This window comes from Amycolatopsis plumensis, from assembly GCF_042652605.1.
GTDB lineage: Bacteria > Actinomycetota > Actinomycetes > Mycobacteriales > Pseudonocardiaceae > Amycolatopsis > Amycolatopsis plumensis.
This window is the reverse complement of sequence record NZ_JBHSJY010000001.1, coordinates 6,933,508-6,959,201: the sequence shown is the minus strand read 5'-3', so window position 1 is coordinate 6,959,201 and position 25,694 is coordinate 6,933,508. Positions and strand designations below refer to the sequence as shown.

Here is a 25,694-nt window from a genome sequence, read left to right as displayed (position 1 = left end):
GTCGTCGGTGTCTTCGCGCCTCACGCGCGTGGCGCGAACGCCGGACCGGCCGCTTCCCCGTGGGGAAGCGGCCGGTCCGATGGGCCTCAGAGGGTCTCGACGACCTGGTCGAAGTCGAGCCGCGGCAGGCGGTCGAACCAGGGGTTCTCGCCCGGCTTGCCGACATTGACGATGACGAGCGAGCGCCACTTCTTGTCCGCGAAGAACTCGTCGTCGACACCCTGGGCGTCGAAGCCGGTCATCGGGCCGGCGGCCAGCCCGGCGGCGCGGACGCCGATGATGAAGTAGCCGACCTGCAGCAGCGAGTTCAGCTTGGAGAACTCGACGCGGCCCTGTTCGTCGGCGAAGTTGTCCTTCACGTGCGGGGCGTGCGGGAACACCTGCGGGATGTTCTCGTGGAAGTCGACGTCCGCGGCGAGCACGACGGTCAGCGGCGCGGCTTCGGTCTTGTCCCGGTTGCCCGGGGCCATGTGCGGGAGCAGGCGGGCTTTCGCCTCGGCGGTCCGGAGCACCAGCGCACGCAGCGGCTGGGTGTTCATCGACGTCGGGGCCCACTTGACGAGGTCGTAGATCGCGCGGACCTGCTCCTCGGTCACCGGCTCGGAGCTGAAACTGTTGGCGGTGCGGGCCTCGCGGAACAGCAGGTTCTGCACGTCCGCGGGGAGCTGGAGGGCCTCGGTCTGCTCGGCAAAGGTGGTCATGGGGCTGAGGTTCCTTCCGTTGGGTCGGTACCCCGTGCAACCAAGTTGAGCGTTGAACTATTTCGCGTTCAATCAGTTGCACCGATCACAGCTGCGGGTGAGCCCGGGTCAGCCGATCGGGTCACGGTGGCCTCCTCGGGTGCCGGTAATCCGGGCGAACGGGGGCGTTCCGGATGGGCCGGGCGGAGCGGGTCTTCGCGGCGAACAGGGGTGCTGGGGCGGCCGGACGGCTCGGTGACCTGGGGTGGTGGGTACGGCCGGTAGCGCGGTGCGACGTCGAGGAGGCGCGGGGGCTTGTCGCTCGCAGCTGGGGTCCCGGAGCTTCCGGCGCGGCGGCCTTGCCGGGTGGGTGCGGCGGCCTTGCCAGGCGGCTGGCGCTGCGCTGCCGGGCGGGCGGGGCGGCCTTACCCGGTGGGTGCTGCGGCCTTGCCAGGCGGCTGGCGCTGCGCTGCCGGGCGGCTGGGGCGGGCCTCGCCAGGCGGCCGCAGCGGCCCTGTCGGGCGGGTGCGGCGGCGCGAGGGCGGCCCTCCGGCCCCCGGTGTCCAGTTTACCGGCGCGCACCGACAGTTCCGGGGCGTCCACGGCGTCCCCGGGTCCCGTTGTCCCCAATGTTCCGGAAACGAGCACGGCCGCCGGCTCCCCGCGGTGGGAGTCGGCGGCCGTGGCGCGCGGCGCGGCGAAAACGGGTCAGTAGGCGCCCTGCCCGCCCATCACCGCGCGGAGGGTCTTCCAGAGGATCACCAGGTCCAGGGCGAGCGACCAGTCCTCGACGTAACGCAGGTCCAGGCGGATGCTCTCCGCCCAGGTGAGGTCGCTGCGCCCGCTGACCTGCCACAGCCCCGTGAGGCCCGGCTTGACGAGCAGCCGGCGGCGGGCGTCCGGCGGGTACTGCTCGGTTTCCTCCGGCAGCGGCGGCCGCGGGCCGACGAGCGACATCTTGCCGGACAGGACGTTGAACAACTGCGGCACCTCGTCGAGCGAATACCGGCGCAGGAAACCACCCACGCGGGTGATACGCGGGTCGCGCTTCATCTTGAAGAGCGGGCCCGCGCCTTCGTTGTCCGCGGCGAGGGACTGCTTGATGGCGTCGGCGTTGGTGACCATCGTCCGGAACTTGAGCATGGTGAACGTCGCGCCGTCGCGGCCGACGCGGCGCTGGCGGTAGATCACCGGGCCGCGGTCGTTCAGCTTGATCGCGACGGCGATCACCAGCAGGAGCGGGGACAGCAGGGTGAGCAGCAGCGCGGAGCCGGCCCGGTCGACGATCTCCTTCACCACGCGGCGCCCGCCGGTGAACATCGGCGCGGTGACCCGCAGCAGGGGCATGCCGAGCACGCCGGTGACGTTGAGCCGGGGCCCGGCGACCTCCATCAGCACGGGCGCCACGACCATCTCCGCGCCGGTTCCCTCCATGTCCCAGGCCAGCCGCTGCAGCCGCTTCGGCGTCCAGTACTGGTCGGCGGTGATGGCCACGACCCGGTAGCCGCCGCGCCGGACGTGCCGGGACAGCTCCTCCAGCCGCCCGACCACCGGGACGCCGTCGATCTCGCCGCTGTCGCGGTCCGCGCCGTGGCCGCTGAACGTGCAGGCGGCCTCGACGCGCCAGCCGACGTGCACCTCCGAGCGCGTGCGGGCGATCAGGTCGGCGACGGTTTCCGGGCTGCCCGCCGCCATCACCGGCAGCAGGCAAAGTCCCTTGGCGCGCTTGCGGTGCAGCACCTGGCGCAGCAGGTAGCGCTGCGGGAAGGCGACCAGCGCGATGGCCGGGACGACGACGAACACCCAGACCTGGACCTCGAGCGCGCCGAACAGCAGGCCGCCCAGCGCGACCAGGACGGCGGCGGTGAGGAAGCCGCGGCCGAGGGTGCGGTACTCCTCCGCGCCTTCGCCGAGCACGCGCGGGCTCCAGGCCCGGCTGGCGGGCAGCGAGACGAACACCGCGAGGATGGTGCCGAAGGCGTGCATGTCGTGCGGGGCAACGCGATCGATGACGAACGCGCTGATCGCGATCACCAGCAGCGTGATGAATACGTCGCTGCCGATGACCCAGGCTCTGTACCGCGCTTCCCAGGCCGCGGGCCACGCCTTGGCGGACGGACCGCCGGAGTCGCCGGGGTGGTCGTCCCGCTTGGCGGGACGCGGGATGGCCTGGAGGTCGATGTGCGGCGGTGGCTGGCTCACCGTGTACGAAGGCCGCACCGACTCTTCCATCTGACCTCCCGGGGACTGGATCGAATTGAGCCGCAGGCACGCAGCGTCACCGGAGATGACTTCGGAGAGTCACGGCATATCGGTGGTCGCGCAGAGCCCACGGAGGCTTCACACGGCAAGTTATCGGCGACTCTCTCGGCAGTGTTACAAGGATTTCCAGCCACATGCTGCGTGAGATCCCCGCCAGAAAATGGCCGGAAGATAACAAGATGAGGACGATGCGTAATAGCGCGTATCCCCGTGAAAATTACGTTCCGTAGCGAAAAGGGCGATACCCGCACCCGGGTGGACCAAGCTCGGCCGAACGGCCCAGCGGCACCCTCCGGAATCTACTGTGGACACTACGGGAGTCCGGTGGTCCACAGTGGACCACGCGAGGGCCACCGGTCGCCGTCGCCGGGATCCGGCCGCCACCGACAGTGACATCGGTCGCCACACTGTCACGCGGCCCCGGGCGAGGAGACGTGCCGAGGATCACATCGGACCTCCCACGAGGTGGCGTTCTACAGAAACCCGCCGCGGCGGCAGCGTTCGAAGGCAGGTTCGGCGAGCCCCGCGGCGGGGGCGCGAACCGCTCTTGCCAGCTGATACGGAGGATCCGAACGGATCGTTCACTCCGGTTTCGCGGCGGGTGAGTCTCGCCGCGAAAACGCGCCCCGGCCTGGGGGCGCCGGCGCCGGTCACGAAAAAAGCCCCGCCCGCACTCCGGCGAACAGGGCTCTCTCACGGCTATCGGGTGGGCGATACTGGGATCGAACCAGTGACCTCTTCGGTGTGAACGAAGCGCTCTCCCGCTGAGCTAATCGCCCGCTAGCGGTGTTGAGGTGAACTTTAGCGTACGACTTTCAGGCGCCTGCAAACGGGTGGTCCTCACCGACCACACTCCGCTTACCGGCGGGTACGGAACGCACAACCCCGAGCTAGCCAGGGTTGTCCGGCCGGGGGGCCGCCTGACACCACGTTCGACATCCGTGCGACGGTGCTATCGCCCGGCGACTAAACCGCGCAGTATGGAGGCGTGGGCCCCGCGGGGCGCGCCGGTCAGTTGCGCGCCGTGGGTGGTCACGGGTGGAGAAGGGGGCCGAAGAGCCCGGACGGGTGATCTGCGGCGCACCCGCGACGGTTTCGGCCTCCTGATGCGTCCAAGCAGTGACGCCCTCGGCCGGGCCGGGCCGGGAAGGGAGACGAAGGGTAGGACGATGCGCAACGATCACGTGACGCTCCGCTCGACGGCGGTCTTCGACCTGCTGGCGCCGCGGACTCCCGCGGTTCCGGTCAAGGTGGAGCTGCGCTACGACACACGCGACCCGTACGCGGTCGTCGCCGCCTTCCGCACCGGACGCGCCGGCTGGGTCGAGTGGGTATACGCCCGCGACCTCCTCGCGGACGGCCTCCTGGCCGACGCAGGCGACGGCGACGTCCGCATCCGCCCGTCGGTCGAGGACCCCGAAGCGGTGCTGATCGAGCTGAACTCGCCGTCCGGGCACGCCATGTTCGAGGCGTCCGCCCAGGAGCTGGCCGACTTCCTCGACCGCACGTACGACGTGGTCCTCCCGGGCAACGAGCACCTGTGGGTCGACGTCGACGACGCCCTCACCCACCTCATCCCGCACGATCTGGCCTGATGACGGCCGCGCAACGGCGGAGTGACACCCCGGTGTCACCCCCGTTTTCGGGGTCCGATATGGTTTTCCCACACCACGGCGACGGGGACTCGGGTTCCCGGAGCTGCGGAATGCGGATGTAGCGCAGCTGGTAGCGCATCACCTTGCCAAGGTGAGGGTCGCGGGTTCGAATCCCGTCATCCGCTCGATAGGCTCTCGGGCCTAGTCACGGTGGAGTGGCCGAGAGGCGAGGCAACGGCCTGCAAAGCCGTGTACACGGGTTCGAATCCCGTCTCCACCTCGCGCGATTAGCTCAGCGGGAGAGCGCTTCCCTGACACGGAAGAGGTCACTGGTTCAATCCCAGTATCGCGCACTCGATCGCGGGAGAGCCCTGCTTGCGGAACACGCAAGCAGGGCTCTCTTCGTCGTGTCCTGTGGGGCCGAGCCCCCACACCCCCGCCGGGGGCACGCCCCCGGACCCCCGTCTGGTCGCCTCCCGCATTCGCCTCGCTCTCCGCGCCGCCCAGCGGTCCTCCAGAGCTTCTCAGGACGACGATGGGCGAAGCTCGCGAGGAGCGGTGCGGCCGTCGACCGGTGTAATGCCCGTACCCGACGAGCACAGCCGCAGATGCCGCTCGCTGACGATCAACATACGGTCGGTGTGTTCAGTTCTCGCCGTCAGCACGAACCGCTCCGCGAAGCAGTTCGTCATCAGCTCGATCGCCCAGCTCCACCACGAGGTTGCGGATCTGCTGGGTAGTCCATCTACCGGCCGGATTCGCGGTCGTGCCAAGAACGTGGACACAACGGCTGCCCACCTCCACCAACGAGTCCGCCAGTCGTCACCTCGAACCCGCAGGTGTTTCACCGAGACGATAAACGCGTCAACGACACCCTCTGAAGATCACGCGAACGCCGATCTTCGTAGGCCTGTCGGCCTAGATCTCTTTGCCATGACCTGCGTGGCGTCACTTTGCGGTGCCGCCGATCGGTCAAATCTGTGCTACGGGAAGACCGAGAGCCGCACACGTATTGCCGTTCCCCGGGAACACTCCCACCGCACCTTCAGTGGCATTTGCGGCTTTTCCGGTAAGCACGCAGGCGACGAGCCGAGGGATCCGGTAGGTCGTGCCAGCGGCTTGACGGGGCTGGAAGTCGTACACGTTGGACTGCCAGCTGTCGGAGCAGATCTGCATGATCTGGCCGGTGAGGTCGACGCGTCCGTCGCGGCCACCGACTCCGATGGCGACGTGCTGGTTCGGCTGGGTGCTGCCGATATCGGCCGTCTGGTAGCAGTAGGCGATCTCCCGCTCGGTCGGGGCCACGGGACTGCCCGGGGCAGCGGATTCCACGGCGTTGGGTGCCCCGGCGCCGAGGACGACGCCGCCGGTGATGGCTCCGACGCCGAGCACGGCGGTGGTCACGGCGATGAGGCCGCGTGTGCGGCGGCGTGCCTGTCCCCGGGCTTCGATCGCATCGAGATCCAGGTGCAGCGGTGGCTCGTCGGTGCCGAGCGCCTGCAGCAGGAGGTCCTTGTCGGTGGGTGTCATCGGTGGCTCCCCTTGATGTGCCCGGTCAGGTCGGCCGGCTCGTCGAGGAGCCGACGAAGGGTGGCGAGGCCTCGGGCCGCTTGGGACTTGACGGTCCCCTCGGAAATCCGCAGCACCTTGGCCGCCTCGGCGTTGGTCAGGTCGCTGAAGAAACGCAAGACCAGGACGGCTCGCTGTTTCGGTGGCACCTTCTGCAGCGCCGCCCGCACGTCCAGCGCGGCGGCGGACTCCGCGGTGGCGACCGGCGTCTCGGGCAGCGCATCCCGCAGCTCGGTGCGGCGGTAGGGCCGGCGGGCTTCGTCGATGGCCAAGCGGGCGATCACCCGGCGGGTGTATCCGTCGATGCCGGCCGGGTCGAGGCGGTGCCAGCGCGTATACAGCCGCATCAGCGCCGTCTGGAGGAGGTCCTCGGCCAACGACCAGTCCCCGCACATCAGGAACGCTTCCCGGCGCCACACTACAGCGCGCCCCGGACCACCTGACTGAACTCCCAGCGATCGGTCACGACCACCCCTCTCTCACCCCTACATACGAGAGCAGGCCCGCAGACCGTTGCATGATCGCCGCGCCGCTTCGCCCGCACTCCCCTCTGCGCTCCGAACGCACAGCCGGATGCTCACCGCGGCTTCATCACGTCGTAGAGCACTTGGGCGATGGCCTTGACCCGGTCCTTGCAGGTATGTGCGTCGTCGGTGGTCTGGTTCCAATCCTCGATCCCGGCCTTGAACGTGGCGTTGCCGTCCAGCACCATCAGGTCGCACGACCGGCCGCTGGCGACGGGTCCCCACGCGGCGCGCTCCCCCAGATGCGTTGCCGGGTCGACCACGTAGCCGGCCGACGCGGTCTGCGTGTCGAATCGGCCGCGTTGCCGCTGCGTGTTGGTCACTTCCACGTCCAGGTGGACTGTCGCCGCTCCCGCCGGGTCGGTAAAGGTGCACAGCCAGCCTTTGCTGCCCTCCAGTGGTGTGTCGGACCTCCTCGGCGGCAGGTTCCCGGCCCGGGCCGCGACGTCGTCGCAAGTGGCCAGCGGCGCGGCGCCGTACTTGCCGTCGACCGCGTCGTAGCTGCTGCCCCGGTTGAGCAGCACGAACGCCCCCACGACGACACCGATTACGACGACCACGCCAATGGCCACGATGGCGATGATCCAGCCGGTGGCGAGGCCCCGCTTCGGAAGTTGAGGCGCCCCAGTGGGGTACTGCGGGAAGCCGTGGGGAGGTGGTGCGTTCACGGCTGCGCCTCGCTGACCAGCATGACGCCCATGGCAACCTCCGCAAATCGAGTGATCGTTCGTTGTGGACCATAGGTCAGCCGGCTGCCCGCCACGAATCGATCCAGGATCAACCGACGTCACTCGCCTGGGATCTGTGCCCTGGGAATGAGTTTCGCTTCGTAGGCGACGATGGCGGCTTGCACTCTGTTGCGTACGCCGAGTTGGTTGAGGATGGTGCTGACGTAGACCTTGACGGTGCCTTCGACGACGTGGATGTGCCGGGCGATTTCGGCGTTGAACATACCGGCTCCGATCAGGCCCAGTACCTCGCGTTCGCGGTTGGTCAGGGGGGCGACCCGCGCGCTGGCGTCGGAACTGGGCTTGGCGTGGGCGAGCTGGTCGACCACGCGTCGCGCGACGAGCGGTGACAGGTATGCGGCTCCAGCCGCGACGGCGCGGACGCTGGCGATGATCTCGTTGGGGTCGCCGGTTTTGAGGACGAACCCGCTGGCCCCTTCGCCGAGTGCGCGGGAGATGTAGGCGTCGTCGGCGAAGGTGGTGAGGATGACGACGGCGGTGTCGACGGGAAGGCCGCGGATCTGCTCCGCGGCGTCGAGTCCGTTGAGCTCTGGCATGCGGATGTCGAGCATGGCCACGTCGGGTCGGTGCGCCAAGACCAGGTCTACGGCGTCACGTCCGTGCTCGGCTTCGGCGACGACTTCGATGTCCGGTGCGGTGGCTAGCACCGTCCGGACTCCGACAAGGACTATGGGTTCCTCGTCTGCGAGCACAACGCGGATCACCGGGCACCCGGCGGCGTTGCGGGCACGACAAGCTCTTGACCGAAGCCGATGAGCACCAAGGGCGCGGCGGTCCACAGTTCGCCTGCAGCGGCGCCGGAATCCGCAGCAGGATTCCGGTCCTAAGCACGCTCAGCGTCTGGCCGGGCGCAGGGGGACCCATGCGCCGCCGATGCGCAGATCCGCGCGAGCGGCGTCGACGAAATTCGCGATCGCCTGGTCCAGCTGCCCCTGGCCGGTCTCCTCGTCTGCGCGGAACTTCTCGTCGACCCGGCCGCCGAAACCCGGGCGGCTCCCCGCGTGGATCTGCCGGACGATCTCGACGCGGTCGTGTACCGCGGCGAGCAGCCGCTCGAGGGTGGCGTTGAGTTCCCTGTCGCAGAAGAACGCCAGTTGCAGCACCGCTTCTTCGACAGTCTCCGCCACTGTGGACGGATCGACCGCGTCGCGGCCCCGCCAGACCGGTAAGCACCGGAGCCGGTGTGCCGCAGCCACGACTGCCGGGAACAGCTGGCTCTTGCGCTGCAACACGACGTACCGGTCGGCGTCGTCGTCCGCGCCGTCGGTGCGGGCGGTCGCGACGCCGCCGGCCGGCGCCGTCTGAGCGAGGTCGTGGTCGGAAGACTCGTTCACCGTCGATCTCCTGTCGCTGGGCGCCCGATGAGCACGCGCAGAAGCGCGCGCAGGGCTCGCCGGACGCCTTTCGGGGCCATCGCCGCCGGGGAAGCGCCGGGGGCGTCCGGGGGCAGGCGCACCCGCAGGGCGCCGGGCAGGACGCCGATCCGCAAGGGCGACGGGAGGCGCTGGGGCTCGCCGTCCACGGCCACGTCGATGAGCGGGTCCGCCGATTCCACCGCGAACTCCGGCGTGCTCCACGCCCGGTAACCGGGGAACCGGGCGATGTCGCCGCACAACTCGGCCGCCACCAGCTCCGGCACGTCCCGCGCCCGGTCGACCGCGACCGTCACGATCCCGAGGACACCCAGGTCGAGCCGTTCGCGGCTGCCGAGGCCGGTCAACCGCTCGAGCCGGTAGGGGCCGTTGGACACAAGCACGATGTCCGCGGCCGCCGCGGGATCGCCGTCCGGGCCGGGAAAGCTCAGCGGGCGGCGGGCTTCCGGGCCGAACAGGTCGGGCAGGCAGCGGGCGACCGTGGCGGTCTTGGCCGCCCGGTAGCCGGGGGCCCGGACCAGGGCGGCGTACGCCCCCAGCGAAACGTTGTTGACGAACACCCGGTCCCCGGCCACGCCGAGGTCGACCCGCCGCTCGACAGCCTTGCCGAAGGCGGCCAGCGCGTCAGCCGGTTCGTCCCGGTCGAGGCCGAGGTCGCGCGCGAAGTGGTTGCGCGTTCCCGCGGGAACGCAGACGAAGGGCAGGTCGTGCCGGCGGGCCACATCGGCGACCACGGCCTGGCTGCCGTCGCCGCCGGCCATCCCGAGCACATCCGCGCCGTCGGTCACCGCCTGTTCCGCGAGTTCGCGCAGGTCGTCGTCGAAGTCCAGCTCGATCGGCCGGATCCCGAGTGCCCGGGCACGCTCACCGAGCCGGGACGTGGTGGCCACGCCGTGGCCGGACAACGGGTTGAGCAACAGGACGCCCGCCGACGCCCGCTCCACGCCGCGGATCCGGGGCGTCCGCGCCAGGTGGTGGCCGAGGGCGGTCCTGGCCGCCGCGACCGACAGCGCGACCAGTCCGGCGGCCGTCGCCAGCAACGCGTAGGCGTGCAGGTCAGGCAGCACCAGCAGGACTGCGGCGAGGACTCCGGCCGTCGCCGCGGCCACCCGCGGGAAACCACGGCGCACCAGCGCGGCCCACCCGGCAGCGAGCACGCTCCCGAGCAGGAGTACCGCGAGTGCCAGCTGGAGCGGGTGCCGGATCAGTGCGCCGACGACCACGGCGAACGCCGCCGCCAGTGCCGCCACGGAAATCGCCGCGGCCACCCGCCGGGTGACCGTCGGCCGGCCGTCCGCCCGCTTCGCCATCGCCGCACCTCCGCGGCCGACCCTGCAGTCCGGGCGCCCCCGAGTCGTCACCCGCCGCGGGTGACCCGGCACCGCCCGCCGCTGCGATCACCCACTCACTCAACGACCGTTTCAGTACCAAACGAAGGCTCCGCCCCGAACTGTGGTTCATCCGGATTGCCGCATAAGTTAATTACATAGGCGCTCTTGTGAGCGTGAACATTGAGTGCCACACTGACCCCGCCGAAGCCTGCGCCGCTGAGGGAAGTCGCTGCGTCACAGCCCCGCCGGCGAATTCGTCGAACCCGCAATTCCGGAACAACGGGCCGCGCTGTGCCCGGCCGTGCGGCAGCACGGATGGCAACCGGAACGTCGTAAGCACCGAGGAGTGAGATCAGGGTGACAGCAACACGACTTCCCCGTCCTCGCCGGGCGGCAACGCTGTTGGCGGCAGGCGTGCTGCTGTCCGCGATGACGACGGTACTGCACACGTCGTCCGCGGAGGCGTTGGACAACGGTGTGGCGCGCACGCCGCCGATGGGGTGGAACTCGTGGAACACGTTCGGCTGCAACATCAACGAGTCGTTGATCAGGCAGATGGCCGATACGATGGTCAACTCCGGCATTCGTGCCGCGGGCTACGAGTACGTCGTGGTGGACGACTGCTGGACGAACCCGAACCGGGACTCCGCGGGCAACCTCCAAGGCGACCCGAGCCGGTTCCCCAGCGGCATGAAGGCGCTCGGCGACTACATCCACGGCAAGGGCCTCAAGTTCGGGATCTACCAGGCGCCGCTGGCCGAAACGTGCGCCCAGTACTTCAACTCCTACCCCGGTTCGACCGGGGCGCAGGGCCACGAGGAGCAGGACGCCCGCCAGTTCGCGGCCTGGGGCGTGGACTACCTCAAGTACGACTGGTGCTCGCCCAGCGGCACGATCGACGACCAGGTGCGCACCTTCGCCAAGATGCGTGACGCGCTGCGAGCCGCTGGCCGCCCGATCGTCTACAGCATCAACTCCAACAGCATCCACGACAAGACCGGCCCCCGGCGCAACTGGGGCGACGTGGCGAACATGTGGCGCACCACCGAAGACATCACCAACAAGTGGGACACCGGGCAGGCCAACGGCTACCCGATGGGCATCCAGAACATCGTCAACGTCACCGTGCCCCTGGCGTCCTACGCCAAGCCCGGCGGGTTCAACGACCCGGACATGATGGAAGTCGGGCGCGGCGGCATGAACGACACCGAGATGCGCAGCCACTTCGCCCTGTGGGCCGTCATGGCCTCGCCCCTCATCGCGGGCAACGACCTGCGCACCATGGACGCCGCCACGTCGGCCATCCTGAAGAACGCGAACCTCATCGCCATCAACCAGGACAGCCTCGGCCTGCAGGCCAGGCAGATCTCCAACGACGGCACCCGGCGGGTCCTGGCCAAGCAGCTGGCCAACGGCAACGTCGCCGTCGCCCTGTTCAACCAGGGCGGGGGCACGACCACCGTCTCGACCACGGCGAGCGCGATCGGCCTGTCGGGCAGCTCGTTCACGCTGCGCGACGCCTGGACCAACGGCACGACCACCACGTCCGGCGCCATCTCGGCCAGCGTCCCGGCGCACGGCACGGCGGTGTACGTCGTCAGCGGTGGCGGGGGCCCCGCGCCCACGTCGTTCTCCTTGGTGAGCCAGAGTTCCGGCCGCTGCCTGGACATCGCCGGCAGCACGCCGGCCAACGGCGCCCTGGCCCAGATCTGGGACTGCAACAGCCAGACCAACCAGCGCTTCACCACGACCACGGCCGGTGAGCTGCGCGCCTACGACGGCGCGAAGTGCCTGGACGTCTCCAACCAGGGCACGGCCAACGGCACCGCCGTGACGGTGTGGGACTGCAACGGCCAGGGCAACCAGCAGTTCCGCGTCAACTCCGACGGCAGCGTCACGGCGGTGGCATCGGGCCGGTGCCTGGACGTCAACGGCGGCGCCACCGCCAACGGGACGAAGGTCATCATCTGGGACTGCCACGGCGGCACCAACCAGAGGTGGACCCGCACCTGATCCCCAGGCCGTGGTCCTCGGCCGACGAGAACCTGCCGTGGCGGCCCGAAAGCTTCGTCCGGGGTGGAGAAAGGCGCGCTGCGCGTGCTGACGAACGTCCGAGCGAGGATCGTCCGACTCGAGTCGGATGTCTCCGCTGATCAAGCCGTCTACAGTGGGAGCGTGGAGCTGGAACTGCGCCACCTGCGCGCGCTCGTGGCCGTGGCCGACGCGCGGAGTCTCAGCCGGGCGGCTCGGCTTCTCCACGTCACGCAACCCGCTCTCTCGGGGCTTCTGCGCCGGGTCGAACAGGCTGTCGGTGGGGCGCTGTTCGTCCGCTCCCCCACCGGGTGCGTGCCCACCCGGCTCGGTGCCGATGTCGTGGCCGATGCGCGGGGCGTGCTGGCCGGGGTGTCCGCGCTGACCGAGCGGATCGGGGAACGGCGGGCACCCGCCGGGCCGGTGCGCGTCGGCGGGTACTGCGGTTTCCTGCACCTCGCCGTGTCGCACTGGCTGCGGGAACGGCCGTGGAGCCGGGGTGTCAGCGTGCACGAGGACCCGGACGAGTCCGCCACCCTCGCCCAGCTCGCCGCCGACGGGCTGGACCTCGCGCTGGTGTACCTGCCGCCGCTGCCCGGGTCCGTGATCCCCGACGGCGTCGAAACGCTGGTGGTGCATCCCCGGGAGCCGGTTTTCGTCATCCTTTCACCCGACCACCCGCTGGCCGGGACCCGTGCGGTGCCGTTCGCCGGCCTCGGCGAGCACCCCTGGGCCGACGACCCGCCGGGCACGACCCGGTGGTCGGCGTACCTGCAGCGGGTGTGCCGCAGCCGCGGCGTGGCCCTCGACCAGCCGCACCGGCCGCAGTGCCTGGCGACGCTGCTGGACCTCGTCGGCGCGGGCATGGCCGTCGCACCCGCGCTGGCCACGCGCCGGGACCGGCCCGGGACCATCACGGTGCGGGCCATCGAGGGCGCGCCCCTGTGGCAGGAGCTGCGGCTGTGCTACCGGCCGGGCACGCCGGTGGCGGCGCACGCCGAGGAGATCCACGCGGCCGTCGTCGCGAGCTACGCCGGCCGGCAGGGCTGCAGCGCCGCGTTCGACACCTGGTGGCACGCGGGCGGCCGCGAGCTGCTGCCGGCCGGCTGAGCTCAGACGGTGACGCGCCAGGTGCTGTTCGGCGAGGGTACGTCGAACCGCAGGGTCGAGCAGTCGTAGTCGGCCGGACGCGGGTTCGCCGTCGGGCGCAGCGGCGAGTTCGACGGCGACGCGGCGACCCAGCGCCCGGCGATCCGCAGCTGCAGCGAGCTCGACTCGAAGACCGCGCCGCGCGCGTCCGAGCAGTAGTAGGCGTTGCCGGTGGCGGGATTGCGGGTCGAATAGAGCTCGAAGATGTCCCAGCCTTCGTTCAGCGAGCTCTGGTCGCTGCCGCTTTGGCTGAACAGCGTGTCCCACGCGCCGGTCTTCACGTTGCGCAGCGACGCCGTCCAGCTGTTGCCCGACGAACTGGTCCGGACCTCCTGGACGGTGTAGGCCGGGTGCCCGTTCACCGTGCTGGTGTAGGTGGCCAGGAAAGCGCTGTCGATCGGGACGACCTTCGCCGGCGACACCGAACGGCACCAGTCCCAGGCCCAGACCTGCGCGGCTTCGCCGAGCCCGTACGCGGTCACGACTTCGATGCACGAATGCCCGGTGGGCTTCATCGTCGGGGCGTAGACGACGTCGGAGGTGTTGGATATCCGCAGACCCGGCGTGATGCTCTGGGTCACGACCACTCCGTCGGCGCCCGAGGACAGCTGGGGTTCCGGGCCCCAGAACGTGTGCCGCTGCGCCAGGGATTGCGGTTGGCGCAGCTGGCGGAACTTTTCGGCCATCGGCCCGGCCGCTGCTCGGGCGGCGGCGCCGGTCAAGCCGGGCACGGTGCCGTCCGGCGCCGCGGACACCGGGGCGGCCACCGCGATCGTGGTCACGAAGGCACAGCAGAGAACGGCAAGCAGCTTCCGCATCGGCGCGTCTCCCTCGTCACGGGGCGGCCGGGTGCCCGCCCACGGGGATCCGGATGCTAGGACGCGCTTTCCGTTGTGCGGCACCGACTTTCGGCGGGTCGGCGGCATCGCGGCCGGTCGGCGGGGGCATGACTTCCGCCGCCGCGAAGTGTTATGACGCCGTTTGGGGCAGCGGCGTGGCCACTCCACGGAGCCGTCCCGAGCTCGGTCATGGCCAGCTCCACCGCATGCCCCGGATGCCGGGCGCTGTGCCGGTGGCGAAGTGGTGCGCGGGCATCGCCGGCGACACAGGTACGGCGGTGACGTCCCGCTCCGGGCCGCCGGGTGCGTCCAGCCGGTAGGCGTGACAGGTCGCCGGCTGCGTGCCGGGGGCGAAGTGGACCTCCAGCAGGTGTTCGGCGACCGGATGCCGGAAGCGGCGGTCGTAGCCGGCGTCGGGCACGCCGTCGGTGTATTCGAACTCGTACTCGAGGATCGCGGTTTCCCCGACGGCCATCGAGCGGCTCGGCACCAGCTCACTGATCACGAACCCCAGCTCCGGGAGGACCTCGGTGCGCACGGGGCGGCAGTACCGCGTCGACACCAGCCGCGGCGGACGGCCCGGGACACAGCCTCGCAGCGCCACCACCTTGGCTTGGACCGGTTCTTCCAGCACGCGCACGACCTCGCGCACCCGCAGGCGGGTGAGGCACCGGTCGGCGTCGACCTCCAGGGCTTCGTGCAGGCTGAGCACCAGCAACGACGTCTCGTCGGCCGCGTCGAAGGAGTGCAGCACCGGCAGCACGCCGTTGCGGGGACCCCACAGCCGCTCCCAGCGCACCGGATCCGGGGTGTCCGGGTGTCCGGGCCGGGACAGCAGCTCGATCAGCGACCGCGGCGGCACGCCGAGGACGTCCTCCAGCACCGTCACCGCGCGCAGCGAGTCCGGCCGTTCCGGGCGGGTCCGGCCGGTGCGCCAGTAACTGAGGGTCGTGGTGCTGACGGGAACTCCGGCGGCCGCCAGGCGGTCCTTGAGGCGGGCGAGACCCAGCCCGCTGCGGTCGATGGCCAGCGAGAGCGCGCGGCTGAACGGACCGGTGGCGAGCGTCTGCCCCAGCTCCCGCCCCGGGGGTTCCGGTGGTGGCACCGCGAACAGCGGCATCGGCGCTCCTCGGCGTCGGTGCGAAGAAACGGGGTGCCGTCCGGCGGATCGCGCCGTCGTGGCTCAGGCGTCCGGTGGTGCCGGACCGTCACCGGTCTAACAGCCGCGAACGGCGGGTGTCACCCGACGAAAGATCCGTTCCGTTCCGTTGATCGGACCGGATCTTCGGACGGTTACGGACGAGGCACCGGCCGCTTACGTTCAGTGAGTCCCCACCGGTTCCTCCCCAAGGAGTCCTCATGCGCCACCCCTCCGGCCGGTTCGCTCGCGCCGCCGCACTGCTCGTCGGTTCGTGCGCCGTGTTCGCCACGCTCGCTGCCGCCCCGGCGTCGGCGAGCACCCCGGTCACCCCGCTTTCGCCCGACGCCCAGCCGTCGATCATCGGCGGCAGCACCGCCCAGAACCCGGGTTACATCACCCGGTTCAACGGGCACGCCAACGGCTACACCTTCTTCTGCACCAGCACGCTGATCGGCGCTCGCTGGGTGCTGACGGCCAAGCACTGCATGTACGACGACAACGGGCGGCGCCTGACCGACATCGACCTGTACGTCGGTTCGAACAACGCTTCCGGCGGCGTGCACGTGAAAGCGTCGACGACGTACGTGTACTCCGGAGGCGACCTCGCCCTGATCAAGCTGAACGCCAACGGCGGCAGCACGTTCGCCCGGCTCGCCGACAGCTCCTCGGACGCGCAGGAAGGCGACTCGGCGCGCGTCTACGGCTGGGGCGCGACCCAGTCCACCGACGAAGGAAGCCACCAGTCGGCCGTCCTGAAGCAGGCCTCGGTCCGCATTTCCGACACCAACGACAGCGACTACTTCGGCGGCCCGGCGATCACCGCCGACACCCTCGACGGCGCGGTGGCCGGCGGTGACTCCGGCGGCCCGATGATCGACGGCGGCGTCCAGGTCGGGGTGTGCTCGACCAGCGACCGGTCCAGCACGACCACCTACGGCAGTGTCGCGGCGGGCCGCAGCTGGATCCGCCAGGTCAGCGGCATCTGACCGGTCTCGGGGGTCGCCGACCGGGTTCCGCCGACCGGTCGGCGCCCCCTGTTGCACGCCGATTCCCGGTGCGCCGATTGCCAGTACTGCCGGACGCCGGGGGGATTACCTACTAATGGACGTAGACGCCTGCCACTCCGTGGTGTTGATTGTTGAGTGAGTCTGCGCAAAGTTGCGCGCTCTGGGAGGTACTCGTGCGTCGTCTTGTTGGAATGGCCGTCGCGATCGCCGCCTGCACGTCGGTGGTCACGGTCGTCGAAGCTGTCCCCGCCGCTGCCGCGGAGCCGAGCTACTTCGCCGCCCAGCGCGTCGGCGAACGGCCGCCGATGGGCTGGAACAGCTGGAACAGGTTCGGCTGCGACATCAACGAAGACCTCATCCGCGGTGCCGCCGACGCGCTGGTGTCGTCCGGCATGAAGGACGCGGGCTACCAGTACGTCAACATCGACGACTGCTGGGCGGAACAGAACCGCACGGCCGAGGGCAAGCTCGAACCCAGCCACGAACGCTTCCCCCACGGCATCAAAACCCTCGCCGACTACGTCCACGGGCTCGGCCTGAAGCTCGGCATCTACACCAGCGCCGGCACACTGACCTGCCAGAAGACCATGCCCGGCGCGCTCGACCACGAGGAGGCGGACGCGCAGTCCTTCGCCGATTGGGGCGTCGACTACCTGAAGTACGACAACTGCAACAACCAGGGCCGGCCGGCGATCGAGCGCTACACGAAGATGGGCGACGCGATCAAGAAGACCGGCCGCCCGATGATCTACGCCCTCTGCGAATGGGGCGAGAACAAGCCGTGGACCTGGGGGCGCGACGCCGGGGCGCAGCTGTGGCGCACCACCGGCGACATCAGCGACAACTGGGGCAGCATGACCTTCATCCTCGACCAGCAAGTCGGCCTGGAAAAGTTCGCGGGCCCCGGCGGCTGGAACGACCCGGACATGCTCGAAGTCGGCAACGGCGGCATGACCGACGCCGAATACCGGTCGCACTTCGCGCTGTGGGCGCTCCTGAACGCGCCGCTGCTGGCCGGGAACGACCTGCCCGCGATGTCGCCCGCCACCAAGGCGATCCTCGAGAACAAGGACGTCATCGCGCTGGACCAGGACTGGGCCGGCGCACAGGGCCACAAGCTCCGCGACGACGGCGACACCGAGGTCTGGGCGAAGCCGATGTCCGACGGATCGGCCGCGGTGGTGCTCTTCAACCGCGGGCCGGCGAGCACGACCATCAGCACCACGGCGGCGGAACTCGGTCTCGAGGGCCACACCTTCCTCGTCCGCGACCTGTGGACCGGCACGGAAACCGAAACCGCGGGCACCCTCCGCGACGCCGTCGCGTCCCACGACTCGTCGGTCTTCCGGGTCTGGCCCTCGACGCACCCGTCGGCCGCGCCGATGACGACGCTGGCCCTGCCGGCGCCGGACTACGCGCCCGCCGACCGCCCGCTGACCACCACCCTCCAGGTCACCAACGACGGCAGCACGCCGATCACCCAGCTCCGCGCCACCGTCGCGACACCCGTCGGCTGGCAGCTCGACGGCCCCGCCACGTTCGCGGTCCCGGCCGTACCCCCGGGCAAGTCGTGGCAGCAGCAGATCACGTTCACCCCGGTGGCGCCGAGTGGCGATCGCGTCAGGCTGGCCGCCAAAGCCGACTACGTCACCGCGTGGGGCAAGCGCGCCCTGGGCGCGGAAGGCACGTCACCGCTCGTCTCCCGCCCGCCGTCAGGCACGACGGCGTTGTCGAAGGCCCCGTGGCTGTCGTCCGACAACGGCTGGGGCCCGGCCGAGCGCGGCACGAGCAACGGCGAGGCCCAGCCTGGCGACGGCCACCGGATCACCATCGCCGGGGTCGGCTACGACGACGGCATCGGTGCCCACGCTCCCTCGAGCGTGCGGGTCTACGTCGGCGGGTCCTGCACGTCCGTCGGCGCCCTGGTCGGGATGGACGACGAGAACTCCGGTGGCAGCGTGGGATTCCGCATTCTCGGTGACGGCAAGGAACTCGCCGCGACCGGCGTCATGCACCCCGGAGACAAGGCGCAGGCGCTGTCCGCACAACTGACCGGAATCCAGGTGCTGGAACTGTCGGTGAACGACGCCGGCGACGGCAACACCAACGACCACGCCGACTGGGCCAACGCCACCATCACCTGCTGAGACCGGCAGCCCGAGAACAGCGGACCGAGGGCACGGTCAAGAATTGCCCGACCAGCCGGGTGGACCGCGCTACATTCGGCGCGTGACCTCAGTCCATCCTCGGGAGCTGGCCGACCTCGACCTGTACGCGGTCTGGGTCTCCGCGCCGGGGTTGACCGACCGGTTCGACCCGTTCCGGTTCGAGCACCGGATGGCGGCCTACCGGCACCTGATCGACGCCACGAACGCGGACGGACTGTTCGGGGCCGACAACCGGCACAATCCCCTGTGGGCCTGGGCGTTCCAGCTCCAGTGGCAGTGCCGCACCGGGCGGCTGGGCGCCACCACACGCGCTGACGGAATGATCGATCCGGACGCGCCATGGGCCTACGGCAACTACACGCTGAGCGTGATCCCGTGGCTGGGCGCGGAACGGGCCGGTGTGGTCGCTCCGCTCGAAATCGCCGACGCCCCCGGCGCGGCCCGGTTCCGGTACGTGCGCGGCGGCGTGGTCCCGGACGAGCTGACACCCAGCGTCGAGCAGTGGCGGCGCTACTTCGCGATGGTCACCGACACCCGGGCCACGACCGACTTCGAGCCGCTCCGGATCGCATTGTGGAAGGCGCACAAGACCTGTCTCGACGTCGTGGTCACGGAGATCGCGGGCATCGACCCGGCCCCGTATGCACCGCTCGAACTGACGTTCCTGCGTGGCTGGTGCCGGATGGTCGACTACCTCGGAGCGGCGGCCTGGCGGACCGACTTCGGCTTCATGACCGAGCACGGCCTGGACGTGTTGCCGGAAACGCTGCTCGAGCGCCGTTCCGACCTGCGCTCGCTTCCGGACAAGGTCCGGCGCAACGTCGCCAACGTCGTCCGCCTGGCCACCACCTCACCCCGCCACTACGCGCTGAACCTGTGGCTGTGGCGGCGGATCATGCGCACCAGAGCGGCTCGGGACGACGTGCTGACCCTGCTCGACGCGATCTTCGACCCCCGGCGCGACAACGCCGCCGCCCGCAGGCGGATGCTCGGTCACCTGCTGCGCCCGTAATCCTGGCTCGCCGTCCGCGGCAGTCCATTGCCCGAGGAGGGCGGCCAGGAGTAGCGTTCACCATGCGGACGCACTGTCTCACTATTTGAGAGGTCGGGTTGGCCATGGCAGGCAAGGACGTCTACACCCACGGCCACGCCGAGGTCGTCGTGGCGAGTCACGCCGCGCGCACCGCAGCCAGTTCGGCGGCCTACCTCCTGCCGCTGCTCCGCCCGGGCCTGGACCTGCTCGACGTCGGCTGCGGTCCGGGCAGCATCACGGTCGACCTCGCCGAAGCCGTCGCGCCCGGGCGGGTGCGCGGGGTCGAGATCACCGAAGACCCGCTTCCCGCTGCCCGGGCGAACGCCGCTCGACGCGGGGTGTCCGTCGAGTTCGCCGTCGACGACGCGTACTCGCTCTCCGATCCCGACGACAGCTACGACGTCGTCCACGCCCACCAGGTGCTCCAGCACCTTTCGGATCCTGTCGCCGCGCTCCGCGAGATGCGGCGGGTGACGCGCCCCGGCGGAGTCGTCGCGGCGCGCGACGCCGATTACGGCGCGTTCCGGTGGTGGCCCGAGGATCCACGGCTGGACAACTGGCAGGACCTGTACCGGGCCGTGGCCCGCGGCAACGACGCCGAGCCCGACGCCGGCCGGCGGCTGCTCGCGTGGGCCCACGAAGCCGGGTTCACGGAGGTCACGCCGTCTGCTTCGGTGTGGTGCTACGCCACCCCGGAGGAACGCGCGACGTGGGGCGACATGTGGGCCGAGCGGATCCACTCCTCCGTCGGCCGGATGGCGCTCGACCGCGGACTGGCCACGCAGGCCGACCTCGACGCCATCGCCGCGGCGTGGCAGGACTGGGCGGCGCACCCCGACGGCTGGCTGATGATCCCGCACGGAGAAGTGCTCGCCCGCGCCTGATTGCGGGAGTCCGTGGCGAGTGTTCAGGCGACGATCGTGACCTCGGCTTGAAAACGGCTGGCGGTCAATCCTTCGGTGTCCACCGCGACATACCAATGCCCATCCGCCGGGACTTCGATGTCGAAGGGCCGTATTGTCGCGACTCCGCCGAGCATGCGGTAGGCGATTCTCTTCGTGTACGCCTCGACATTGGCCTTCGTCATCAGCCGGACGTTGGCCATGACGTCCAGTTCGACCCGGACGGTGGTGGATCTGCTCAACCAGCCGAGGTCGAACACCGCCACTTCCGATGCCATGGGTACCTCCGGGAAGACGAAAGTCGTCCTCCGCTCGGCTTTTTCAACCGGAGGCTGGGCTAAAAACATCACCTCAATAGGGTCGAATTCGTTGAATCCACTGTTACAGCACCGAATGGGTGAGGAATTCACGGTCGGTTATGCCGACCGACGAGACTTGTCATCGTCGCAGTGGGGCGGCCTCGTCGTTGACGCTCTCCAGGCGGCGGCCGGTGGTGCGGGGGCCGAGGAGCGCGATGTCCGCCGCGACCACCACCAACGCGCCCGCCACGACCAGGAACAGCGCGGTCGGGCCGTGCGAGTTCAGCAGGGGCACCAGCACGAACGGCATCGCGCCGCTGGCCAGCCGCGACAGCGAGTACGTGCCGCTCGAGGCCGTCGAGCGCAGCGCCGTCGGGAAGATCTCGGCCTGGTAGATGTGGAAGGCGTTCGAGAACAGGTTGCTGGTCGCCGTGTAAAGGAAACCGAAGACGAGGATCAACGTCATCGAGCCCGCGTACCCGAACGCGATGCCGAACACCGCCATCGCCAGCACCGAGCCGACCACGAGGTACTTGCGCTCGACGCGTTCCACGATCGGCAGCGACAACGCGGAGCCGACCGGGTAGCCGAGGTAGGTCAGGGCGGCGAACAGCAGCGACTGCGAAACGGCATAGCCCTTCGCCGCCAGCACCAGCGGCACCAGCGTGCCGAAGCCGTAGTAACCGAGCGTCTGCAGGATGTGGAAGACGACCATCATCCAGGTGCGGCGGCGCATCCCCCGGCCGAACAGTTCCCGCACCGGCGCCCCGGCGCGCTTGCGGGTGGTGCCGCGCGGCGGGGCGAGGTTTTCGTTGACGCCGCCGCGCGCCTCCGCTTCGAGACCGGCCACCAGGTGCTCGGCCTCCTCCGTGCGGCCGACGGACTCCAGCCACCGCGGCGACTCCGGCAGGCCGCGCCGGAGCAGGAACACCGCGCCGGCGCCCAGCGCGCCGATCACGAACAGCCAGCGCCAGCCCTCGATGCCGAAGATCTCGTGCTCGGTGAGCCCGCGGGCGAGGAAGCCGACGACCGGGAAGCCGCAGAAGGCCAGCGTGTACGCCCAGGCGATGAACCGGCCACGCTTGCGGGCCGGGAGCAGGTCGGTGAGGTAGGTATCGGCCAGCGGCGGCTCCGCGCCAAGGCCGATGCCCGCGAAGAACCGCGTCACCAGCAGCATCAGTGCGCTGCCGCTGAACGCGCCGAGCAGCGAGAAGAGCGAGTAGAGCCCGAGGTTGAGCAGGAAGGCGCCGCGGCGGCCGAACCGGTCGGCGAGCCGGCCGAGCAGCAGGGCGCCGAAGAACATGCCCACGAACGTCGACGCCAGCAGCGGCGGCAGATCCGCCTTGGTCAGCTTGAACTCCTCGACGAGCACGGAACTGAGCACGCCGGTCAGGAAGACCTCGTAGAAGTCGAAGAACAGCCCGAGCCCGACGGCGACGGTGGCCCGGCGGTGCGTGCGGGTGATGGGCAGCCGGTCGAGCCGGCCCGCGATCGTGCCGGTGCCCGGCACGGCAGCCTCGGGGATGTTCGCCATCCGTCGTCTCCTTTGACTTCTCCACGATGTGGTTGGCCGACTCATGATGTGACGGAAGCCGCGTGGAGTCAAGGAGGGACAGGACAGCGTCGGACCACGTCAACGGGCAACAAGGCGATATCCGGCAGGAATCGGGCGTCGCGGAAGATCAGAGCGCGGCGACGCGCTCCCCGCCGGGCCGGTACCCGAGCCGCTCGGAAGCGCGCCGGCCCGCCTCGACGACGATCGGCGCCAGCCGCGGCACGTCGGCCGCGGTGAACCGCTGCGTCGGCGCGCCAATCCCGATGGCCGCGCCGACCTCGCCGTTGAGCCCGAACACCGGCGCGCTCAACGACGCCGCGCCGAGGTCGCGCTCCTCGAAGCTCGCCGCGTACCCGGCCTCGCGGATCTGCCCGAGCTGCTCGGACAGCAGGTCGAGGTCGACCACCGTGCGCGGGGTGAAGCGGGCCAGGCCGTGCCCGATGGCGTCCTTGAGGGCGAGCTTGTCCCACGCCAGGAACACCTTGCCTGCCGAGCCCGCGTGCAGCGGCATCACCATGCCGACGACGAACAGCCGCACCACCGGATGCCGGGACTCGGCCAGCGAAATCACCGTGCGGTAGGCGCCATCGCGGACGTACAGGCACGCCGTCTCGCCCGTTTCGTCGCGCAGCTGCTGCAGCACCGGCCGGGTCAGCCGGACCAGGTCGAGGCCGAACGTGCCGGGCGCCGCCCAGCGGACCAGGCCGAGTCCCACGCGGTAGGTGTCGTCGTAGCGGTCGAGGAAGCCCTCGCGCACCAGGTTGTGCACCAGCCGCTGGCACGTGCTGGCCGGCAGCCCGGTCGACCGGGTGATCTGCTGCAGCGTCAGTTCGGGGTTGTCGATCGTGAACGACTCGAGGATCTGCTTGAACTTGCGCAGCACCAGCACCGGCGTCGTGCCGCTGCGCTCTTCCTCTGCCATCGCCCCGCCCCGTGCCCGTGGTGTGCCGCACAGTCTAGCCACGCTCGCCGCTGTTGACTCCGCGACACTCAACCGTATTCTGAGTTGGCAACTCACATAGTGGTTTGGAGTCGGGCATGGATGAGCGAACCGGACCCTTGGCGGGCATCCGGGTGGTCGAACTGGGAAACTTCATCGCCGCGCCGACCGCCGGCCGGCTGCTGGCCGACTTCGGCGCCGACGTCGTCAAGGTCGAGCGCCCCGGCAGCGGAGACGAGCTGCGGCGCTGGCGGCTGCACGACGGCGACACCTCGCTGCTGTTCCGCACGCTCGGCCGCAACAAGCGGTCGGTGACCGTGGACCTGCGCCGCCGCGAAGGCCAGGAGATCGTCCGCACGCTGGCGGATCGCAGCGACGTGCTGCTCGAGAACTTCCGGCCCGGCACCCTGGAGCGCTGGGGCTTGGGCCCGGATGAGCTGCGCGCGCTCAACCCGCGGCTGGTCGTCGTCCGGGTCTCCGGCTACGGCCAGACCGGCCCGTACCGCGACCGGCCCGGTTTCGGCGGCGTCGCCGAGGCGATCGGCGGCCTGCGCGCGCTCACCGGCTACCCGGACCGGCCGCCCACGCGAGTCGGCGTCAGCCTCGCCGACTCCGTCGCCGGGCTCTACGCGGTGATCGGCGCGCTGATGGGCCTGCTCCGGCGCGACCGCGAGCCGGGCGCGACCCCGGGCGAGGTGGTCGACGTGGCGCTGTACGAAGCCGTCTACTCACTGATGGAGTCGCTGCTCCCGGACTTCGACGCGTTCGGCGTCGTGCGTGAACCCGCCGGCTCCGCGCTGCCGCGACGAATGGGTGTGCCTGGTCGCCGCGGACAACACCGACGTCGGGGCGTCGCTGACCGTGGCGCAGCTGGAGACGATGCCGTGGGTCGTCACCTACCACGGCCCCACCGCGTCCACGCCCGCCGCGCGGCAGATGCGCATGCTCGGGATCGAACCGCACGTCCAGGTGGTCACCGAGACCTTCCTGACCGTGCCGGGACTCGTCGCCGGCACGAACCGCGTCGCGCTGCTCCAGCGGCGCCTGGCCGACGGGATCCCGGACGCACTCGGCGTGCGCGCCCTGCCGTGCCCGTTCGAGGCGGGTCCCCTGGTGGAAGCCATGTGGTGGCACCCGATGTACGACGACGACCCCGAGCACCGCTACCTGCGCGACGTCGTCACGCGGGCGGTGATCGGCATCGACAGCGTCGATATCCCGCTTCGGCAGAAGTGATTTCCGCATCCCCGCACGGTGGCTGACACTTCGACGCACACGCCGGTCGCCGAGGACCGGCTCGTGCCTTCCGGAGCTGCCCGTGTCCGATCAGTCCGTCTCCGCTCCCCCGCTCGCCGCCGACCCGGCCACCGGACGGCAGGCCGGCCCCGCCCAGGCGCTCGTGCTGCTGCTCGCCAGCTGCCTGTCCGTGCTGGGCGCGGTGCTGCTCGCCCCGGTCCTGCCCCGCATCCAGGAGGCGTTCGCGCTCACCCCGGGCGTCACGACCCTCACGCCGATCGTGCTCACCGTGCCGGCGCTGGTCATCGGGCTCACCGCGTCGATCGCCGGCCGCGTCGTGGACCGGCTCGGCCGCAAGCGGCTGCTGGTCGGCGCGCTCGTCGTCTACGCGTTCGTCGGGACCGCGCCGTTGTGGCTGACGTCCCTGCCGCTGATCGTCGCGAGCCGGGTGCTGGTCGGGCTCACCGAGGCCGCGATCATGACGTGCTGCACGACCTTGCTCGCCGACTACTTCCACGGACCTCGCCGAGAGCGGTACTTCGGTCTGCAGACCGTCTACACCACCCTCGCCGCGACGGTCTTCTTCGCCGTGGGCGGTCTGCTGGGTTCCTGGGGCTGGCGCACGCCGTTCTGGCTCTACGCGGTCAGCCTGCCGCTCGCCTTCGCCGCCGCCCGGGTCATCTGGCAGCCGCCGCAGACGCGCACCCGCGAGAAGCTGCCGCCGCTGCCGTGGCGCACCTTCCTGGCGCCGGTCGGCGTCACCCTGGCCGGCGGTCTCGTGTTCTACGTCCTGATCGTCGAACTGTCCTATGTGCTCGACGGTATCGGCGTCACCGACACCGCCACCGTCGGACTGGTCAGCGCGATCGGCTCGCTGGCCACCGCCGTCGCGGCGTACCTGTTCCCCCGCCTCGCGAAACTGGGCCCCCAAACCACCATCCCCGCGGCGTTCGTCCTCTGTGGACTCGGCATCCTGCTCCTCGGGCTGGCTTCCTCGGTACCGGTCGTGGTGCTCGGCGCCGTCGTGACGGGCCTCGGCAACGGGCTGATGCTGCCCGCCCTGCTCACCTGGGCGCTGGGCGGCCTGACCTTCGCCCAGCGCGGCCGCGGCACGGGCGTCTGGACCTCGGCCCTGTTCATCGGCCAGTTCGCCAGCCCGCTCATCGTGCTCGCCCTGGCCACGGTCACCACCGGGCTCTCCCCGGCCCTGCTCGTCGTCGGCGCCGCTGCGCTTCTGCTCGCCCTGGTCGTCGGGATCGTCCGTCCCCGGCGACCGGACGCGGGCTGATCCGGCCGCCGCCGGCTCTCGTG

General features: G+C 70.4%; 22 protein-coding genes, 4 tRNA genes and 1 pseudogene. 13 read left to right on the top strand and 14 right to left on the bottom strand.

The genetic code is table 11. The annotated features are described in order from the left end of the window. Positions 1-86: 86 nt before the first annotated feature. From ACFPLC_RS33765 to ACFPLC_RS33755, 3 genes are all read right to left on the bottom strand, one after another. Positions 87-701, bottom strand: coding sequence for a malonic semialdehyde reductase (locus ACFPLC_RS33765; RefSeq protein WP_191306415.1), 615 nt, complete (start codon positions 699-701; stop codon positions 87-89). A 687-nt stretch (positions 702-1,388) separates the two neighbouring features. Then, positions 1,389-2,912 carry a sugar transferase gene (locus tag ACFPLC_RS33760; protein WP_378191390.1) on the bottom strand — a complete coding sequence of 508 codons (1,524 nt, stop codon included), beginning with the start codon at positions 2,910-2,912 and terminating at the stop codon, positions 1,389-1,391. A 737-nt stretch (positions 2,913-3,649) separates the two neighbouring features. Beyond that, positions 3,650-3,721: transfer RNA gene (locus ACFPLC_RS33755), tRNA-Val, on the bottom strand. 390 nt (positions 3,722-4,111) lie between these two features. On the opposite strand from ACFPLC_RS33755, the gene ACFPLC_RS33750 reads away from it, so the two are divergent. The 4 genes from ACFPLC_RS33750 (at position 4,112) to ACFPLC_RS33735 (ending at position 4,890) form a co-directional block, all read left to right on the top strand. Further along, complete coding sequence (locus ACFPLC_RS33750; RefSeq protein ID WP_013227152.1) at positions 4,112-4,537, top strand: SsgA family sporulation/cell division regulator; 426 nt, start codon at positions 4,112-4,114, stop codon at positions 4,535-4,537. A 112-nt stretch (positions 4,538-4,649) separates the two neighbouring features. Beyond that, positions 4,650-4,722, top strand: a tRNA-Gly gene (locus ACFPLC_RS33745). 24 nt (positions 4,723-4,746) lie between these two features. Further along, positions 4,747-4,817: transfer RNA gene (locus ACFPLC_RS33740), tRNA-Cys, on the top strand. 1 nt (position 4,818) lies between these two features. Beyond that, positions 4,819-4,890: transfer RNA gene (locus ACFPLC_RS33735), tRNA-Val, on the top strand. A 619-nt stretch (positions 4,891-5,509) separates the two neighbouring features. Here ACFPLC_RS33735 and ACFPLC_RS33730 read toward each other — a convergent pair. The 6 genes from ACFPLC_RS33730 to ACFPLC_RS33705 all read right to left on the bottom strand — a co-directional run bounded on the left by ACFPLC_RS33730 (position 5,510) and on the right by ACFPLC_RS33705 (position 10,062). Continuing rightward, entirely contained in the window at positions 5,510-6,067 is a 558-nt protein-coding gene (locus ACFPLC_RS33730; RefSeq protein WP_378191392.1) for a hypothetical protein, read from the bottom strand. Continuing rightward, positions 6,064-6,561, bottom strand: coding sequence for a SigE family RNA polymerase sigma factor (locus ACFPLC_RS33725; protein WP_378191551.1), 498 nt, complete (start codon positions 6,559-6,561; stop codon positions 6,064-6,066). Before ACFPLC_RS33725 ends, ACFPLC_RS33730 begins: the two co-directional genes overlap by 4 nt. A gap of 122 nt (positions 6,562-6,683) precedes the next feature. Further along, positions 6,684-7,202 (bottom strand): hypothetical protein, encoded by a 519-nt coding sequence (locus ACFPLC_RS33720; RefSeq protein WP_378191394.1) that lies wholly within the window; start codon positions 7,200-7,202, stop codon positions 6,684-6,686. A 215-nt stretch (positions 7,203-7,417) separates the two neighbouring features. Continuing rightward, complete coding sequence (locus ACFPLC_RS33715) at positions 7,418-8,083, bottom strand: response regulator (RefSeq protein WP_378191396.1); 666 nt, start codon at positions 8,081-8,083, stop codon at positions 7,418-7,420. A gap of 129 nt (positions 8,084-8,212) precedes the next feature. Continuing rightward, the gene (locus ACFPLC_RS33710; RefSeq protein WP_378191398.1) at positions 8,213-8,713 is read right to left on the bottom strand and encodes a hypothetical protein; all 501 of its coding nucleotides are present in this window, start codon (positions 8,711-8,713) and stop codon (positions 8,213-8,215) included. Beyond that, a complete protein-coding gene (locus ACFPLC_RS33705) occupies positions 8,710-10,062 on the bottom strand; it encodes a diacylglycerol/lipid kinase family protein (RefSeq protein ID WP_378191400.1) in 1,353 nt (450 codons plus the stop codon). Before ACFPLC_RS33705 ends, ACFPLC_RS33710 begins: the two co-directional genes overlap by 4 nt. 378 nt (positions 10,063-10,440) lie before the next feature. Here ACFPLC_RS33705 and ACFPLC_RS33700 point away from each other — a divergent pair, with 378 nt between their 5' ends. Further along, positions 10,441-12,096 carry a glycoside hydrolase family 27 protein gene (locus tag ACFPLC_RS33700; RefSeq protein WP_378236018.1) on the top strand — a complete coding sequence of 552 codons (1,656 nt, stop codon included), beginning with the start codon at positions 10,441-10,443 and terminating at the stop codon, positions 12,094-12,096. Positions 12,097-12,258: 162 nt separating this feature from the next. Continuing rightward, positions 12,259-13,224 carry a LysR family transcriptional regulator gene (locus ACFPLC_RS33695; RefSeq protein ID WP_378191402.1) on the top strand — a complete coding sequence of 322 codons (966 nt, stop codon included), beginning with the start codon at positions 12,259-12,261 and terminating at the stop codon, positions 13,222-13,224. Between the two features lie 2 nt (positions 13,225-13,226). Here the strand turns inward: ACFPLC_RS33695 and ACFPLC_RS33690 are convergent, their stop codons facing one another. Continuing rightward, complete coding sequence (locus ACFPLC_RS33690; protein WP_378191404.1) at positions 13,227-14,081, bottom strand: carbohydrate-binding protein; 855 nt, start codon at positions 14,079-14,081, stop codon at positions 13,227-13,229. A 208-nt stretch (positions 14,082-14,289) separates the two neighbouring features. Beyond that, the gene (locus ACFPLC_RS33685; RefSeq protein ID WP_378191405.1) at positions 14,290-15,222 is read right to left on the bottom strand and encodes a hypothetical protein; all 933 of its coding nucleotides are present in this window, start codon (positions 15,220-15,222) and stop codon (positions 14,290-14,292) included. 239 nt (positions 15,223-15,461) lie between these two features. On the opposite strand from ACFPLC_RS33685, the gene ACFPLC_RS33680 reads away from it, so the two are divergent. The 4 genes from ACFPLC_RS33680 to ACFPLC_RS33665 all read left to right on the top strand — a co-directional run bounded on the left by ACFPLC_RS33680 (position 15,462) and on the right by ACFPLC_RS33665 (position 20,335). After that, positions 15,462-16,229 (top strand): S1 family peptidase, encoded by a 768-nt coding sequence (locus ACFPLC_RS33680; RefSeq protein ID WP_378191406.1) that lies wholly within the window; start codon positions 15,462-15,464, stop codon positions 16,227-16,229. A gap of 212 nt (positions 16,230-16,441) precedes the next feature. Then, entirely contained in the window at positions 16,442-18,397 is a 1,956-nt protein-coding gene (locus ACFPLC_RS33675; protein WP_378191408.1) for an NPCBM/NEW2 domain-containing protein, read from the top strand. Between the two features lie 82 nt (positions 18,398-18,479). Continuing rightward, on the top strand, positions 18,480-19,430 hold the full coding sequence (locus tag ACFPLC_RS33670) for a Leg1-related protein (RefSeq protein WP_378191410.1): 951 nt from the start codon (positions 18,480-18,482) through the stop codon (positions 19,428-19,430). Positions 19,431-19,534: 104 nt separating this feature from the next. Then, on the top strand, positions 19,535-20,335 hold the full coding sequence (locus tag ACFPLC_RS33665) for a methyltransferase domain-containing protein (RefSeq protein WP_378191413.1): 801 nt from the start codon (positions 19,535-19,537) through the stop codon (positions 20,333-20,335). Between the two features lie 23 nt (positions 20,336-20,358). Here ACFPLC_RS33665 and ACFPLC_RS33660 read toward each other — a convergent pair whose 3' ends face one another. From ACFPLC_RS33660 to ACFPLC_RS33650, 3 genes are all read right to left on the bottom strand, one after another. Continuing rightward, the gene (locus ACFPLC_RS33660; protein WP_378191414.1) at positions 20,359-20,631 is read right to left on the bottom strand and encodes a DUF1883 domain-containing protein; all 273 of its coding nucleotides are present in this window, start codon (positions 20,629-20,631) and stop codon (positions 20,359-20,361) included. A 160-nt stretch (positions 20,632-20,791) separates the two neighbouring features. Beyond that, on the bottom strand, positions 20,792-22,186 hold the full coding sequence (locus tag ACFPLC_RS33655; protein ID WP_378191416.1) for an MFS transporter: 1,395 nt from the start codon (positions 22,184-22,186) through the stop codon (positions 20,792-20,794). 148 nt (positions 22,187-22,334) lie between these two features. Then, positions 22,335-23,129 carry an IclR family transcriptional regulator gene (locus ACFPLC_RS33650; protein WP_378191418.1) on the bottom strand — a complete coding sequence of 265 codons (795 nt, stop codon included), beginning with the start codon at positions 23,127-23,129 and terminating at the stop codon, positions 22,335-22,337. A gap of 116 nt (positions 23,130-23,245) precedes the next feature. Between ACFPLC_RS33650 and ACFPLC_RS33645 the strand changes: the two are divergent. The 3 genes and pseudogenes from ACFPLC_RS33645 to ACFPLC_RS33635 all read left to right on the top strand — a co-directional run. After that, positions 23,246-23,950: pseudogene (locus tag ACFPLC_RS33645) on the top strand (CaiB/BaiF CoA transferase family protein); the annotation flags it as partial. Continuing rightward, positions 23,925-24,383 (top strand): LysR substrate-binding domain-containing protein, encoded by a 459-nt coding sequence (locus ACFPLC_RS33640; RefSeq protein WP_378191420.1) that lies wholly within the window; start codon positions 23,925-23,927, stop codon positions 24,381-24,383. The pseudogene ACFPLC_RS33645 and the gene ACFPLC_RS33640, both read left to right, overlap by 26 nt. Before the next feature lie 82 nt (positions 24,384-24,465). Continuing rightward, positions 24,466-25,671, top strand: coding sequence for an MFS transporter (locus ACFPLC_RS33635; protein ID WP_378191421.1), 1,206 nt, complete (start codon positions 24,466-24,468; stop codon positions 25,669-25,671). The last annotated feature ends 23 nt before the right edge of the window (positions 25,672-25,694 follow it).

Coding starts and splice junctions, on each gene's coding strand:
- ACFPLC_RS33760 (WP_378191390.1), bottom strand. CDS start 2,912: ATGGAAGAGTCGGTGCGGCCTTCGTACACGGTGAGCCAGCCACCGCCG.
- ACFPLC_RS33705 (WP_378191400.1), bottom strand. CDS start 10,062: ATGGCGAAGCGGGCGGACGGCCGGCCGACGGTCACCCGGCGGGTGGCC.
- ACFPLC_RS33765 (WP_191306415.1), bottom strand. CDS start 701: ATGACCACCTTTGCCGAGCAGACCGAGGCCCTCCAGCTCCCCGCGGAC.
- ACFPLC_RS33665 (WP_378191413.1), top strand. CDS start 19,535: ATGGCAGGCAAGGACGTCTACACCCACGGCCACGCCGAGGTCGTCGTG.
- ACFPLC_RS33650 (WP_378191418.1), bottom strand. CDS start 23,129: ATGGCAGAGGAAGAGCGCAGCGGCACGACGCCGGTGCTGGTGCTGCGC.
- ACFPLC_RS33655 (WP_378191416.1), bottom strand. CDS start 22,186: ATGGCGAACATCCCCGAGGCTGCCGTGCCGGGCACCGGCACGATCGCG.
- ACFPLC_RS33680 (WP_378191406.1), top strand. CDS start 15,462: ATGCGCCACCCCTCCGGCCGGTTCGCTCGCGCCGCCGCACTGCTCGTC.
- ACFPLC_RS33730 (WP_378191392.1), bottom strand. CDS start 6,067: ATGACACCCACCGACAAGGACCTCCTGCTGCAGGCGCTCGGCACCGAC.
- ACFPLC_RS33675 (WP_378191408.1), top strand. CDS start 16,442: ATGGCCGTCGCGATCGCCGCCTGCACGTCGGTGGTCACGGTCGTCGAA.
- ACFPLC_RS33685 (WP_378191405.1), bottom strand. CDS start 15,222: ATGCCGCTGTTCGCGGTGCCACCACCGGAACCCCCGGGGCGGGAGCTG.
- ACFPLC_RS33690 (WP_378191404.1), bottom strand. CDS start 14,081: ATGCGGAAGCTGCTTGCCGTTCTCTGCTGTGCCTTCGTGACCACGATC.
- ACFPLC_RS33750 (WP_013227152.1), top strand. CDS start 4,112: ATGCGCAACGATCACGTGACGCTCCGCTCGACGGCGGTCTTCGACCTG.
- ACFPLC_RS33660 (WP_378191414.1), bottom strand. CDS start 20,631: ATGGCATCGGAAGTGGCGGTGTTCGACCTCGGCTGGTTGAGCAGATCC.